Origin of the sequence: Serratia proteamaculans, assembly GCF_013337185.1 — a bacterium.
Lineage (GTDB): Bacteria > Pseudomonadota > Gammaproteobacteria > Enterobacterales > Enterobacteriaceae > Serratia > Serratia proteamaculans_D.
This window is the reverse complement of record NZ_SWDE01000011.1, coordinates 16,079-30,510: the sequence shown is the minus strand read 5'-3', so window position 1 is coordinate 30,510 and position 14,432 is coordinate 16,079. Positions and strand designations below refer to the sequence as shown.

The window sequence follows — 14,432 nt, the reverse complement described above, 5'->3', positions numbered from 1 at the left end:
GTTCACATGTTCCGTGTCGATGGAGGCGCATTATAGGGAGTTCTCAGGAGGCCGCAATAGGTATTTTCGACAAAAACGATCGTTTGCTGCATTCCACAGCAAAACCCCGCTTTATACCCTGTTGTTAACAAACTTATCCACAGAAGTGATTTGCCCGGAAATTTTACGAGCGCCACGCAAACGTTTTCGCTACAATTCCCCGCGACGAAACGCTCCCCTTTTTATGGGGGCGTTACCTGAATCTGTGCCTGATTACCCCTTTATAGAGAGAAAAACCTTTCCTTATAAAGAGTAGAAGGTGGAAATTCACGTAACGCTCTTTTATTGCGACTCCAAAGCCAAGGGATAAAATCATGCAACAACCTCGTCCAATCCGCCGGGCCCTGCTCAGCGTCTCTGACAAAGCCGGTATCGTTGAATTCGCCGAAGCGCTGTCCCAGCGTGGCGTTGAACTGCTCTCCACCGGTGGCACCGCCCGCCTGCTGGCAGATGCCGGCCTGCCTGTTACCGAAGTTTCCGACTACACCGGCTTCCCGGAAATGATGGACGGACGAGTTAAGACCCTACACCCCAAAGTACACGGCGGTATTCTGGGCCGCCGCGGCCAGGACGACGCCATCATGGGCCAGCATGACATCAAGCCGATCGATATGGTGGTGGTAAACCTTTATCCGTTCGCCCAAACCGTGGCACGTCCGAACTGCTCACTGGAAGACGCCGTCGAGAACATCGACATCGGCGGCCCAACCATGGTGCGCTCCGCGGCCAAGAACCATAAAGACGTCGCCATCGTGGTAAAGAGCAGCGACTACGCCGCTATTATTACCGAGATGGATAACAACGACGGTTCTCTGCAATACACCACCCGTTTCGATCTGGCCATCAAAGCCTTCGAACACACCGCCGCTTACGACAGCATGATCGCCAACTACTTCGGCGCACTGGTTCCTGCCTACCATGGCGATACCGAACAGCCTGCCGGCCGTTTCCCTCGCACCCTGAACCTCAACTATATAAAGAAGCAGGATATGCGCTACGGTGAGAACAGCCACCAGCAAGCGGCCTTCTATATAGAAGAGAACGTTCAGGAAGCCTCTGTCGCCACCGCGGAACAACTGCAAGGCAAAGCGCTGTCCTACAACAACATCGCCGATACCGACGCCGCACTGGAATGTGTGAAGGAATTCGCCGAGCCGGCCTGCGTGATCGTCAAGCACGCCAATCCGTGCGGTGTGGCGATCGGCGATGATATTCTGGCCGCCTATGAACGCGCCTACCAAACCGACCCAACCTCTGCTTTCGGTGGCATCATCGCCTTCAACCGCGAACTGGACGCCGCCACCGCACAGGCCATCATCAGCCGTCAGTTTGTAGAAGTGATTATCGCGCCGAGCATCAGTCAGGAAGCTCGCTCCCTGCTGGCCGCCAAACAGAACGTGCGCGTACTGGCCTGCGGCCAATGGCAACAACGTATTGCCGCCCTCGACTTCAAACGTGTCAACGGCGGCCTGCTGGTGCAAGACCGCGATCTGGGCATGGTGAACGAAGGCGATCTGCGCGTGGTGTCTGAACGTCAGCCGACCGCACAGGAACTGCGTGATGCGTTGTTCTGTTGGAAAGTCGCCAAGTTCGTGAAGTCCAACGCCATCGTCTATGCGCGCGACAACATGACCATCGGTATAGGCGCCGGCCAGATGAGCCGCGTTTACTCCGCCAAGATCGCCGGGATCAAAGCCGCAGACGAAGGCCTGGAAGTCAAAGGTTCTGCCATGGCGTCTGACGCTTTCTTCCCGTTCCGTGATGGCATTGATGCCGCCGCAGCGGTGGGTATCAGCTGTGTGATCCAGCCAGGCGGTTCGATCCGTGATGACGAAGTGATTGCCGCCGCCAATGAGCACGGCATCGCGATGATCTTCACCGACATGCGCCACTTCCGCCATTAATCCTTCTTTTTGCCGCGTGCGCTACGGCGCACGCTCTGCGTGGAGCACCTGATGAATATTTTAATTATCGGCAACGGCGGGCGTGAACACGCGCTGGCCTGGAAAGCCGCTCAGTCACCGTTGGCAGATAAAGTCTATGTGGCACCGGGCAATGCCGGTACCGCATTAGAAAGTAATCTCGAGAACGTCGCGATCTCCGCTACCGATATTCCGGCGCTGGTTGCCTTTGCCCAGAGCCATGATATCGGTCTCACCATCGTCGGGCCGGAAGCGCCGCTGGTGATTGGTGTGGTCGACGCCTTCCAGGCCGCCGGCCTGAAAATCTTCGGCCCGTCCCAGGCTGCGGCCCAATTGGAAGGCTCTAAAGCCTTTACCAAAGACTTTCTGGCACGTCATAACATCCCGAGCGCCGAATACCAGAACTTTACCGAGGTTGAACCCGCGCTGGCCTATCTGCGCAGCAAAGGCGCCCCCATTGTTATCAAGGCCGACGGCCTGGCTGCCGGCAAAGGCGTGATCGTCGCCATGACGTTGCAGGAAGCGGAAGACGCGGTGCAGGACATGTTGGCCGGTAATGCCTTTGGCGATGCCGGTCACCGCATCGTGGTGGAAGAGTTCCTTGAAGGTGAAGAAGCCAGCTTTATCGTGATGGTCGACGGCGAGAACGTGGTGCCGATGGCCACCAGCCAGGATCACAAACGTGTCGGCGACGGTGATACCGGCCCGAACACCGGTGGTATGGGTGCCTACTCCCCAGCACCGGTAGTCACCGATGAAATCCACCAGCGCGCCATGGATCAGGTCATCTGGCCAACCGTGCGTGGCATGGCTGCGGAAGGCAATACCTACGTCGGCTTCCTTTATGCCGGGTTGATGATCTCCGCCGACGGCCAGCCGAAGGTGATTGAGTTCAACTGCCGCTTTGGCGATCCGGAGACGCAACCGATCATGCTGCGCCTGCGTTCTGATCTGGTCGAGCTGTGTCTGGCCGGCGCAGAAGGAAAACTGGGTGAGAAAACGTCAGAGTGGGATGAGCGTCCTGCGCTAGGCGTAGTGTTGGCAGCCGGCGGCTATCCGGGGGATTACAACAACGGTGAAGTCATTCAGGGTCTGCCACAGCAGGAAAGTGCCGACGGTAAGGTGTTCCATGCCGGTACCCGCATGCAGGGCGATGACGTGGTCACCAGCGGGGGTCGCGTGTTGTGCGTAACCGCACTGGGTGAGACGGTGGCTCAAGCGCAACAACGCGCCTATCAATTAGCGGAAGGTATTCAGTGGCCGGGTAGTTTCAGCCGCAAGGACATTGGCTATCGCGCGATTGCGCGCGGCAAATGATCTGAACATCGAGAGTGACTCCGGGCTCCGCAATGCGGGGCCTTTTTTATAGCTGGTCTTCTTTCGGTTCCCAACTGCAAAAATCATCGTTCGCCACCAGCAGCAGTTCACGCCCTTCCGGCGCATCCAGCCAGGCTATATTCACCGGCTGACTGCTACTGCGGGCACGTCGCGCGATCCAGGCTTCGGCACTGCTATCGAGATCCGGCTTCAACGTTTGACCATCACAGGTTTGTACTACTCCCTGCTGCCAACGCCCCTGCAGCAACTTCACTTTACCGGCGCGCAGCGCATTGCTCAGTTCCAGCACGCGTCGTGCCTGATATTGATACAGCGCGATTTCATCGGCGGTCAGTTGTTCACGCCGCGTGGCCAGTTGGCGCTGCATAAAGCTCACGTAGCCGTCATCGGCAAAGCGCAATTGAATGGAGTCTTGGTCACCATCGGCGTCGGTGCGTTTAATCTGGCGCAGCTTGCCGTCTTGATATTCGTACAGCGTGGTAACGGTACCCGGCCCACGATAGGGACTGTAGACGCTCATCAACACCAGCGGGCGGTGTCGATCGTCATCTTTACGCCACAGGCGCATAACGCCCTGGTCGGCCACATAACCGCTGGCACTAAAGGAAGGAAGATCTGAATGACTGCTGCAGGCGCTCAGGCCAGCGGCAATGCCGATGACCATAAGCGCCTGTCGGATAAACAAAAGGGGCACAATTGCCCCTCTGTTTAATCTTTTCACCAACACGCAGTATTACTTAACCGCGTCTTTCAGTGCTTTGCCAGAAACGAACGCAGGCACGTTAGCAGCTGCGATTTTGATTTCTTTACCAGTCTGCGGGTTGCGACCAGTGCGCTCGTTGCGGTGGTTTACCTTGAAAGTACCGAAACCAACCAATTGTACTGCATCACCTTCTTTCAGAGACTCAGTAATAGCAGCCAGGGTGGATTCCAGAGCCAGTTTAGCTTGTGCTTTGGAAAGGTCAGCCTTGTCCGCGATTACATCAATCAGTTGAGTCTTGTTCATAAGTTATCCTTACAGTGTGTTTATCGTTTGCAAAGCATCGAGTGCGACGGATATGCCGATGTACAGCACTCCCTGCATACACGCACCGATAGCCACTTTTTTTCCGCCCCCCAAATGTAGACCAGACAGGGTGCGGATGTGAAGCCTTAAGGCATGACAAATCAGGCGTTAAATCACGTTTTCTTGCCTTATTGCGTTAATTTTATCCCAATATTACTAACCGCGGCCTCGCGGAGGTCAGAACGCAACCCTTTGATCAGTTCCAAGTCGCGCTCTTCGCAGTCAGCCAACAGGCGGAAAATTTCCCATTGGATGTCCCATTCTTCCTCTACCGCAGGCAAAACCTTGAGCTCATCGTCGGTCATTTCTTTACCGGCCTGAGTCATTTCCAACATCGCCACGGTGCGAATAGACGTTTCGCTGATGGCGATGGCGTGCTCTAGCGTCTCCCCGCTGAGTCGCGAATGGATCAGTTCCCCTAATGCGATACAGGCGTCAATCGCCGGGTAAACGCCGTAAAGATCGTAATCTTCTGCCGAGGGTATCGCCTCTTCCAACTTCTCCAGCTGACTGTCAAAGTTGACCTTGGCGTCCTTGACCACCAACGTTTCCCACACCAAATCCAGAATGCGGCGGTAAATTGCCGGTTCGCCGAACTCGGTTTGCAGGCAGAACATCTGGTAATTCGGATACATACGCTCGCACAAACTGGCCATAAAGGTCAAATGTTGCCAGCTTTCAAGCTTTTCCAGACGTAAATGAATCGGGTTACGTAGCATTATTCACTCTCTTACGCGTTATCTGCGCCGCAGTGTACCCGAAATCGGTCATTGCGACACCTCTGGATGCTGCTGCAGCCAGCGCTGGAAGGCCGGGCGGCGCGAGGCGATGGCATCGGCCCAGCGTGTAGGTTCCGGCAAACGGTAACCCGCCATGCAACGTTGTACCCAAGCCAGTGCACTGTCGGCACCGACGCGGTGACCGGTGGAGATAAACAACGGATTACAGCGCGCCTTACTGCGCCATACCCAACCCAACTGCTCGCCTTTGTCCTCCAGCGGGGCCAGTGCACCTACAGCCTCGTTCAGCGGGGCGAATTTGCCGCACAGCCGCTTTTTGGCTACGCCGATGGTCGGCACGTTGACCAGCAGGCCAAAATGACTGGCTACGCCCAGGCGGCGCGGATGCGAAATACCATGGCCGTCAACCAGCACCAGGTCCGGCTTTTGATGCAGTTGCTCCCAGGCTGCGAGCAACGCAGGATATTCGCGGAACGATAAGAAACCGGGGATATAGGGCATGGTGGTGGCAACCCGTGCCACCTGGTATTCCACCAGCTCCAGCGACGGATAGCGCAGGATGGCGATGGCGGCTCGGGTCACCGCGCCTTCCTGCTCAAAGCCCACATCGGCACCGGCGATAAAGGCCGGTGGATCGACCAAAAAATCATCCTGGCGAATGACTTCGGAGGCGCGCAGCAGCTGTTCTGCACGCAGGGCTTGAGTCTCTATCACATCCAATCCTTAACGATGGTATTTCCCCGACTGCGCATGGACCGCCTCAACAAAGGCACCGGCGTTCTCCGGCGGCACGTCCAGGTGAATGCCGTGGCCCAGATTGAATACGTGTCCTTCACCGTGGCCAAAACCGGCCAGAATGGTTTCCACTTCCTGGCCAATGCGCTCAGGTGACGCATACAGCATGGAAGGGTCCATGTTGCCCTGCAGCGCGACCTTGTCCCCTACGCGACGGCGTGCATCGGCGATATCGGTCGTCCAGTCGAGGCCGAGCGCGTCACAACCGGTTGCCGCCATCGCCTCCAGCCACTGGCCGCCACCTTTGGTGAACAGCGTGACCGGCACACGGCGGCCGTCGTTTTCACGCAGCAGCCCGTCAACAATCTTGTGCATGTAATGCAGCGAGAACTCGCGGTAGTCACGACCGGTCAACACGCCCCCCCAGGTATCGAACACCATCACCGACTGCGCACCGGCTTTAATCTGGGCGTTAAGATACAAGATGACGCTGTCTGCCAGCTTATCCAGCAGCAGATGCAACGTGGCCGGCTCGGCGTACATCATTTTTTTCAGTTTGGTGAAGGCCTTACTGCTACCGCCTTCCACCATATAGGTCGCCAGCGTCCACGGACTGCCGGAGAAACCGATCAGCGGTACTTCGCCTTTCAGCTCGCGACGGATGGTACGCACCGCGTTCATCACATAACCCAGTTCTACTTCAGGGTCGAACGCCGGCAGCTTGTCGACATCGGCACGGCTGGTGATTGGCGAGGAGAAACGCGGGCCTTCACCGGCTTCGAAATACAGGCCCAGCCCCATGGCATCGGGAATGGTGAGGATATCGGAGAACAGGATCGCCGCGTCCAGCGGGAAACGGCGCAGCGGCTGCAGCGTGACTTCACAAGCCAGCTCCGCGTTCTTGCACAGCGACATGAAATCACCGGCCTGGGCACGGGTGGCCTTATACTCCGGCAAATAACGACCGGCCTGACGCATCATCCATACAGGGGTCACATCCACCGGCTGACGCAGCAGTGCGCGCAGGTAACGATCGTTCTTCAACTCATTCATTTATGGGGCTCCCTTATTCATCTGCCGGTATTGTAGCGATTTATTGCTCACGGCATAAGGCTACGGTGTCCTCTATCAGGCGACGCGCTACCGTGCCGGGCGGCGGTAATAGCGGCAACCGATCGTAGCGGTACCAACCGGCGTTAAGCAGCTCTTTCGGATCGTGGCGGATCTCACCGCGGTGGTAATCGGCCATGAAGGCCATCATCAACGAGTGCGGGAACGGCCAGGGTTGTGAGGTGACATAACGCAGGTTTTTGATTTCAATATTACTTTCTTCCATCACCTCGCGTGCGGCCGCCTGCTCCAGCGTTTCGCCAACTTCGACAAAGCCGGCCAGTACGGTATGAATGCCGCCGCGATGGCGCACATGTTGCGCCAGCAGGATCTCATCGTCACGCCGAATGGCAACGATCACACAGGGGGCGATTTGCGGGTAGTAGCGTTCCCGGCAGTTGCCGCACAGGCAGGCGCTTTCGGTGCGGCTAAGATGCATCTCATGGCCGCAGTAACCGCAGTAGCGATGGGAGCGGTAAAATTCGGCCAGTTGAACGCCCCGTCCGGCAAGCTGAAACAGCCCGCGATCGAGTTCAAGCAGTTGGCGTACCGAGCCCATCTCCTGCGGCATCGCATGGCGCACCAGCCAGACCGGCAATCCTTCCCATTCGCCAATAACACGGGCCATTCTTCCCTGCAGGGAAAATGACGCGGCCAAACCGCACGGTAATTCACCGTTCGGTAACCAAAGTTTGCTTTCATGGCTGACGATCCACCAGCCGTTTTCATTACCCGTTAATGCAAGTTCCATATCGTTGTTGCACAACCTCAGCTTCACTGGCACTCTACAAATCGGCCTTGTTACATTTTAATAACTTACTGTTACGTTTTATTACTTACGGAGTCAAACATGCTCAACCGTTTGGAAAGCCTGACTCAGCGCGTTGGTGGTAGTAATGAATTAGTAGATCAATGGCTTCAGGCACGCAAGCAGTTGCTGGTCGCCTATTGTGCCCTGGTGGGCATTAAACCTAACAAAGAAAAGCATACGCCGCTGAATGAAAAAGCGCTGGAGAACTTTTGCCATAATCTGGTGGATTACCTCTCCGCCGGCCATTTTCATATCTATGACAGAATAATCAAACAAGTGGAAGGCGCATCCAGTCCGAAAATGTCTCTGGCGGTCAACATCTATCCCAAGCTGTGGGCCAATACCGAGCAGATTATGGCTTTCCACGATCGCTATACCGATGCGGATATCGATCAGGACTTGTGTCTGGAATTACATCAGGCGTTGTCCGACATCGGTGAAACGCTGGCGGCTCGCTTTACCCTTGAAGACAGGCTGATCCAACTGGCGGCAGAAACCTGGCAGCAGGCTGAACCGGACAAGACGCTGGATCCGGCCCGTTAAAATTTTGTAGTCTTTTTTATTATCCCTCCTATACTGGAGGGCATCTTGTCGGAGTGCCTAGCGCCTGATTTGTTCATCAAATTGGCCAGGCTGAGACCGTTAATTCGGGATCCGCGGAACCTGATCGGGTTAATACCCGCGAAGGGAACAAGAGTAATCTATCGCCACAGGCAGGTGACCCCGATTTGGGATAATCCCGCTTTGCCGGCCAGCATCATTACTCCCTCCGAGCTCCAGACAAGCAACTTTCCCAACCCAACACACTGGTAGGAACTTGCTATGTCTAACGTTAAGAAACCCCGTGCTCGTAAAGAGCAACGCGAAGAAGCCCAGCAGTTTATCAACACCCTGCAAGGCGTTTCCTTCCCCAACTCACACCGTATCTATCTGCAGGGCTCACGTAGCGATCTGCTGGTACCCATGCGTGAAATCCAGCTCAGTCCGACGCTGATCGGTGGTGATAAGGACAACCCGAAGTACGAACCAAACGAAGCCATCCCGGTGTATGACACTGCCGGCCCTTACGGTGACCCTCAATCCGAACTCAACGTGCATACCGGTCTGGCGAAACTACGCGCCGGTTGGATTGCTGAACGTGGTGACACCGAAGCCCTCAAGGGCGTCAGTTCAGGTTTCACCCAGCAGCGCCTGGCCGATGAAGGCCTGGATCACCTGCGCTTTGAACATCTGCCGTTGCCACGCAAGGCACAAGCGGGTAAATGCGTGACCCAGTTGCACTACGCGCGTGCCGGTACAGTCACCCCGGAAATGGAGTTTATTGCCATCCGCGAAAATATGGGCCGTGAGCGTATCCGTGGCGAGGTATTACGCCACCAGCACCCAGGCCAAAGTTGGGGGGCCAACCTGCCGGAGAACATCACGCCGGAATTCGTCCGTCAGGAAGTCGCCGCAGGGCGCGCCATCATCCCCGCCAATATCAACCACCCGGAATCCGAACCGATGATTATCGGCCGTAACTTCCTGGTGAAGGTTAATGCCAACATCGGCAACTCGGCGGTGACCTCTTCGATCGAGGAAGAAGTCGAGAAACTGGTGTGGTCCACCCGCTGGGGCGCAGATACCGTGATGGATCTTTCCACCGGGCGCTATATCCACGAAACCCGCGAGTGGATCCTGCGCAACAGCCCGGTGCCGATTGGCACGGTGCCTATCTATCAGGCGCTGGAAAAGGTGAACGGCGTGGCGGAAAACCTCACCTGGGAAATGTTCCGCGATACGCTGCTGGAGCAGGCGGAGCAAGGGGTTGACTACTTCACCATTCACGCCGGCGTGCTGCTGCGTTACGTGCCGATGACCGCCAAACGCCTGACCGGCATCGTCTCTCGTGGCGGTTCGATCATGGCCAAATGGTGCCTGTCGCATCATCAGGAAAATTTCCTGTACCAGCACTTCCGCGAAATCTGTGAGATTTGCGCCGCCTATGACGTTTCTCTTTCCCTCGGCGACGGCCTGCGGCCGGGCTCGATTCAGGACGCCAACGACGAGGCCCAGTTCGCCGAACTGCACACTTTGGGTGAACTGACCAAAATTGCCTGGGAATATGACGTGCAGGTGATGATCGAAGGCCCCGGCCACGTGCCGATGCAGATGATCCGCCGCAACATGACCGAGGAACTGGAGCACTGCCACGAGGCACCGTTTTACACTCTTGGCCCGCTAACCACCGATATCGCCCCCGGTTATGACCACTTCACCTCCGGCATCGGGGCCGCGATGATCGGCTGGTTCGGCTGCGCCATGCTGTGTTACGTCACGCCGAAGGAGCACCTCGGGCTGCCGAACAAAGAGGACGTCAAACAGGGGCTGATCACCTACAAAATTGCCGCTCACGCCGCCGATCTGGCCAAGGGACACCCTGGCGCGCAGATCCGCGATAACGCCATGTCCAAGGCTCGCTTCGAATTCCGCTGGGAAGACCAGTTCAATCTGGCGCTCGATCCCGCCACTGCTCGCGCTTATCACGACGAAACCCTTCCGCAGGAATCCGGCAAAATCGCCCACTTCTGCTCTATGTGCGGGCCAAAATTCTGCTCGATGAAAATTTCGCAGGAAGTTCGCGACTATGCCGCCGCGCAGGAAGCGGCCAAACCGATAGAAGTGCAGCTAACCGGCATGGAAAAGATGTCGGCCGAGTTCCGCTCACGCGGCAGCGAGCTGTACCACAGCGCCGGCAACCTGCAAGAGGAACTGAGCAATGACTGATATCACCACCCCTTTCCCCGCCACGCCTCACAAGTTGGGGCTATACCCGGTGGTCGACAGCGTTGAATGGATTGCCCGTTTACTGGAGGCGGGCGTCACCACCCTTCAACTGCGGATTAAGGATCTGCCGGATGAGCAGGTCGAAGACGACATTGCCGCCGCCATTGCCCTCGGCAAGCGCTACCACGCCCGGTTGTTTATCAACGACTACTGGCAATTGGCGATTAAACACGGTGCCTATGGCGTACATCTCGGCCAGGAGGATTTGGATACTACCGATCTGGCCGCCATTCACCGCGCCGGGCTGCGTTTAGGGGTTTCTACCCATGACGATAGCGAACTGGCCCGCGCCATTGCAGTGAAACCTTCCTATATCGCGCTGGGGCATATTTTCCCGACGCAAACCAAAGATATGCCTTCCGCCCCACAGGGTCTGATGGAGCTAAAGCGCCATGTCGCCGGGTTGAGTGACTACCCAACGGTGGCGATCGGCGGGATCAGTATCGATCGCGTAGCGGCAGTGTTGGATTGTGGCGTCGGTAGCGTTGCCGTGGTCAGCGCCATTACCCAGGCCGCGGACTGGCGCGCAGCGACCGCACAACTACTGCAACTGATTGAAGGCAAGGAGTGATGCCATGCTGAACGATCAAGAATTCCTGCGCTACAGCCGCCAGTTGCTGCTGGAAGACATTGGCCCCGAAGGCCAGGAGAAGCTAAAACAGTCAACGGCACTGATCGTCGGGTTGGGGGGCTTAGGTTCCCCCGCCTCGCTTTATCTGGCCGCCGCGGGCGTAGGCACCCTGCTGCTGGCCGATGACGATAGTCTGCACGTCACCAATTTGCAGCGTCAGATCCTCTATCGCAGCAGCGACGTTTCCCAAAGCAAAGCCGCTCTGGCAAAGCACCAGCTACAGGCGCTGAACCCGATGGTCGAATCCATCGCGCTGGAACAGCGTCTGCAGGGGGAAGTGTTACAGCGCGCCGTGCAACGCGCCGATTTAATTTTGGACTGTAGCGATAACATGGAAACCCGCCATGCGGTGAACGCCGCCTGCATTCAGGCTGGGAAACCGCTGATCAGCGGCAGTGCGGTGGGTTTCAGTGGTCAGTTGCTGGTGATAGAACCTCCCTATGCCCACGGCTGCTACGCCTGTCTGTATCCGGAGCAAACTGAACCCCAGCGCAACTGCCGTACCGCTGGCGTACTCGGCCCTGTGGTCGGCGTCATTGGTACGTTGCAAGCGCTGGAAGCGATAAAAATGCTGGCGGGCCTGCCTTCCGCCATCAGCGGCAAACTTCGGCTGTTCGACGGCAAACAACAAAGCTGGAGCACGTTGCAACTCAGTCAGGCCAGCTCCTGCCCGGCGTGCGGAGGGACAGCATGAAAATTCGGCTTAATGACCAGCCGCTGGAACTGGCGCAGCCCATCAGCATCAGTGCCCTGCTGCAGCAACTGGAACGCCACCAGCCGGGCACCGCGCTGGCTATCAACCAAACCATCATCCCGCGTACCGACTGGGCTAACCACCTGGTGCAAGACGGCGATGACATCCTGCTGTTTCAAGCGATCGCCGGAGGCTGAGATGCTACAAATCGCCGATATCACTTTTACTTCACGCCTGTTTACCGGTACCGGTAAATTCGCCACCCCAGCGCTGATGCTGGAGGCATTACAGGCCTCCGGTTCGCAGCTGGTCACCATGGCAATGAAGCGTGTTGACCTGCGCGGCGGTAATGACGCTATTTTGGCACCGCTGCAACAACTGGGCGTGCGCCTGTTGCCGAATACTTCTGGTGCCAAGACCGCCGCAGAAGCGGTGTTCGCCGCCCGACTGGCGCGTGAAGCGCTTGGCACCCACTGGGTGAAACTGGAAATCCATCCCGATGTGAAATACCTGCTGCCGGACCCGATCGAAACCCTGAAGGCGGCGGAAACGCTGGTGAAAGAAGGTTTTGTGGTGCTGCCTTATTGCGGCGCCGATCCGGTGTTGTGTAAACGTCTGGAGGAAGCGGGCTGTGCCGCGGTCATGCCGCTGGGCGCGCCGATTGGTTCCAACCGTGGCCTGCGCACCCGTGATTTCCTGGAGATCATTATCGAGCAGGCCAAGGTGCCGGTGGTGGTCGACGCAGGGATCGGTGCGCCAAGCCATGCGCTGGAAGCCATGGAGATGGGTGCCGATGCCGTGTTGGTGAATACCGCCATCGCGGTAGCACGCGACCCGGTGCAGATGGCACGGGCTTTTCGCTTGGCACTGGAGGCCGGCGAGCTGGCACGTCAGGCGGGATTGGGCAGCAGCCAGCGTAATGCGGCAGCCTCCAGCCCGTTGACCGCTTTTCTTAGCCAGACAGGAGAGACTCTGTGATGGCTGAAGATTTCAGTAGCCGCTGGCAACAGTTGGATTGGGACGATATCTCGCTGCGTATTAACAGCAAAACGGCGCGTGATGTCGAGCAGGCGCTTAATGCGGAAAAACTGACGCGCGAAGACTTTATGGCGCTGATCTCCCCCGCCGCCGCATCCTACCTGGAGCCCCTGGCACAGCGTGCACAGCAGATGACGCGTCAACGTTTTGGCAACGTGGTCAGCTTCTACGTGCCGCTGTACCTGTCCAACCTGTGCGCCAACGACTGCACCTACTGCGGCTTTTCGATGAGCAATCGCATCAAGCGTAAAACCCTGGATGGTGCCGAGATCGAACGCGAGTGTCTGGCGATTAAGGCGCTGGGTTTTGAGCATTTACTGTTGGTCACCGGTGAACACCAGACCAAGGTCGGCATGGACTATTTCCGCCAGCATATTCCCGCGATCCGCCGCCATTTCAGCTCGCTGATGATGGAGGTACAACCGCTGGAGCAGCAAGAGTACGCCGAGTTGAAAGCGCTGGGCTTGGATGGCGTGCTGGTGTATCAGGAAACCTATCATCCCTCAACCTACCTGCAACATCATCTGCGTGGCCAGAAACAGGACTTTCACTGGCGGCTGGCCACTCCGGATCGCCTGGGCCGTGCCGGGATCGACAAGATCGGTCTGGGGGCCCTAATCGGGCTTTCCAACAGTTGGCGTACCGACTGCTATATGCTGGCTGAACACCTGTTCTACCTACAGCAGACTTACTGGCAGAGCCGCTACTCGATCTCGTTCCCGCGCCTGCGGCCCTGTGCCGGCGGTATTGAACCGGCGTCGATCATGAGTGAACCGCAATTGGTGCAGCTAATCTGTGCCTTCCGGCTGTTCGCCCCCGACGTAGAGCTGTCTTTGTCGACGCGTGAGTCACCGTTCTTCCGCGATCATATGATCCCGGTGGCAATCAACAGCGTCAGTGCCGGATCCAAAACCCAGCCTGGCGGATATGCCGACGATGTGCCACCGGAGCTGGAACAGTTTGAACCCCACGATGGCCGTACCCCGCAGCAGGTGGCACAAGCCATCAGTGACGCCGGTTTACAGCCGGTGTGGAAAGACTGGGATGGATACCTGGGGCGCAGCCCGCAGTAATCTGCAAGCCTTGCAACGCCGTTGAAAAAACGAGGGAAGCGTTGCGCAGAAGCTGTCGACATCGCTGGCAGGGCAAATCAGCCCCGCTATAGTGGCGATGCTGGCTGCCAAACCCGGTGCCAGCCGGAGCCGTCACCTTCCCGGCGGCTTCGCCTTACCCTTTCCCGGATCGCGTCGGATTACCCTCCCGCGTGACTCCGGGACCTCTAACATGACTCCCCCCACCGGTCTTTTGACAAAACCAGCTGGTTTGACCACAGTTAAAGACTGACCACCAAACTGGTCTGACAACTATGCGGGATAATAACGATGAACCTGTCCTGCGATTGATCTGGATTTTACTCTCATCGCGCTGGAAACCCCGGATGTGGTCGCCAGTGTTCGGCAATATCAGCAGGCAAAATACAGT

General features: G+C 57.3%; 16 protein-coding genes and 1 riboswitch. Of the genes, 10 read left to right on the top strand and 6 right to left on the bottom strand.

Features of this window, described 5'->3' with window-relative positions; genetic code table 11:
* The 3 genes from FCL49_RS24605 to purD all read left to right on the top strand — a co-directional run.
* Positions 1-295: hypothetical protein (locus FCL49_RS24605; RefSeq protein WP_217434547.1), on the top strand; the 295-nt coding region annotated here is incomplete at its 5' end.
* 58 nt (positions 296-353) lie between these two features.
* Positions 354-1,943, top strand: a complete 1,590-nt coding sequence (purH, locus tag FCL49_RS24215) for a bifunctional phosphoribosylaminoimidazolecarboxamide formyltransferase/IMP cyclohydrolase (protein ID WP_017891336.1) — start codon at positions 354-356, stop codon at positions 1,941-1,943.
* Positions 1,944-1,994: 51 nt separating this feature from the next.
* A complete protein-coding gene (gene purD, locus FCL49_RS24210) occupies positions 1,995-3,278 on the top strand; it encodes a phosphoribosylamine--glycine ligase (protein ID WP_174355445.1) in 1,284 nt (427 codons plus the stop codon).
* Between the two features lie 46 nt (positions 3,279-3,324).
* On the opposite strand, the gene FCL49_RS24205 is transcribed toward purD, so the two are convergent.
* The 6 genes from FCL49_RS24205 to nudC all read right to left on the bottom strand — a co-directional run bounded on the left by FCL49_RS24205 (position 3,325) and on the right by nudC (position 7,701).
* Positions 3,325-3,963: a DUF1481 domain-containing protein gene (locus FCL49_RS24205; RefSeq protein ID WP_217434550.1), complete on the bottom strand. Its 639-nt coding sequence runs from the start codon at positions 3,961-3,963 to the stop codon at positions 3,325-3,327.
* A 69-nt stretch (positions 3,964-4,032) separates the two neighbouring features.
* Positions 4,033-4,305 carry a nucleoid-associated protein HU-alpha gene (gene hupA / locus FCL49_RS24200; protein ID WP_012004757.1) on the bottom strand — a complete coding sequence of 91 codons (273 nt, stop codon included), beginning with the start codon at positions 4,303-4,305 and terminating at the stop codon, positions 4,033-4,035.
* A gap of 188 nt (positions 4,306-4,493) precedes the next feature.
* Complete coding sequence (locus FCL49_RS24195) at positions 4,494-5,084, bottom strand: YjaG family protein (protein ID WP_135314772.1); 591 nt, start codon at positions 5,082-5,084, stop codon at positions 4,494-4,496.
* 48 nt (positions 5,085-5,132) lie between these two features.
* Complete coding sequence (gene nfi, locus FCL49_RS24190; RefSeq protein WP_174355444.1) at positions 5,133-5,819, bottom strand: deoxyribonuclease V; 687 nt, start codon at positions 5,817-5,819, stop codon at positions 5,133-5,135.
* A 9-nt stretch (positions 5,820-5,828) separates the two neighbouring features.
* Positions 5,829-6,893 carry a uroporphyrinogen decarboxylase gene (hemE, locus tag FCL49_RS24185; RefSeq protein ID WP_135314770.1) on the bottom strand — a complete coding sequence of 355 codons (1,065 nt, stop codon included), beginning with the start codon at positions 6,891-6,893 and terminating at the stop codon, positions 5,829-5,831.
* A 40-nt stretch (positions 6,894-6,933) separates the two neighbouring features.
* Entirely contained in the window at positions 6,934-7,701 is a 768-nt protein-coding gene (gene nudC / locus FCL49_RS24180; protein ID WP_174355443.1) for an NAD(+) diphosphatase, read from the bottom strand.
* A 99-nt stretch (positions 7,702-7,800) separates the two neighbouring features.
* Here nudC and rsd point away from each other — a divergent pair, with 99 nt between their 5' ends.
* The 7 genes from rsd (at position 7,801) to thiH (ending at position 14,023) form a co-directional block, all read left to right on the top strand.
* Positions 7,801-8,304, top strand: a complete 504-nt coding sequence (gene rsd / locus FCL49_RS24175; RefSeq protein WP_135314768.1) for a sigma D regulator — start codon at positions 7,801-7,803, stop codon at positions 8,302-8,304.
* Between the two features lie 39 nt (positions 8,305-8,343).
* A riboswitch (TPP riboswitch) is annotated at positions 8,344-8,468 on the top strand.
* A 115-nt stretch (positions 8,469-8,583) separates the two neighbouring features.
* Positions 8,584-10,527 (top strand): phosphomethylpyrimidine synthase ThiC, encoded by a 1,944-nt coding sequence (thiC, locus tag FCL49_RS24170; RefSeq protein WP_254611140.1) that lies wholly within the window; start codon positions 8,584-8,586, stop codon positions 10,525-10,527.
* Complete coding sequence (gene thiE, locus FCL49_RS24165) at positions 10,520-11,158, top strand: thiamine phosphate synthase (RefSeq protein ID WP_174355442.1); 639 nt, start codon at positions 10,520-10,522, stop codon at positions 11,156-11,158. Before thiC ends, thiE begins: the two co-directional genes overlap by 8 nt.
* Before the next feature lie 4 nt (positions 11,159-11,162).
* Positions 11,163-11,912, top strand: coding sequence for a HesA/MoeB/ThiF family protein (locus tag FCL49_RS24160; RefSeq protein ID WP_174355441.1), 750 nt, complete (start codon positions 11,163-11,165; stop codon positions 11,910-11,912).
* A complete protein-coding gene (gene thiS / locus FCL49_RS24155) occupies positions 11,909-12,109 on the top strand; it encodes a sulfur carrier protein ThiS (RefSeq protein WP_135314764.1) in 201 nt (66 codons plus the stop codon). Before FCL49_RS24160 ends, thiS begins: the two co-directional genes overlap by 4 nt.
* 1 nt (position 12,110) lies before the next feature.
* Positions 12,111-12,890: a thiazole synthase gene (locus tag FCL49_RS24150; RefSeq protein WP_174355440.1), complete on the top strand. Its 780-nt coding sequence runs from the start codon at positions 12,111-12,113 to the stop codon at positions 12,888-12,890.
* The gene (thiH, locus tag FCL49_RS24145) at positions 12,890-14,023 is read left to right on the top strand and encodes a 2-iminoacetate synthase ThiH (RefSeq protein WP_174355446.1); all 1,134 of its coding nucleotides are present in this window, start codon (positions 12,890-12,892) and stop codon (positions 14,021-14,023) included. The genes FCL49_RS24150 and thiH overlap by 1 nt, the downstream gene beginning before the upstream one ends.
* Positions 14,024-14,432 lie beyond the last annotated feature (409 nt).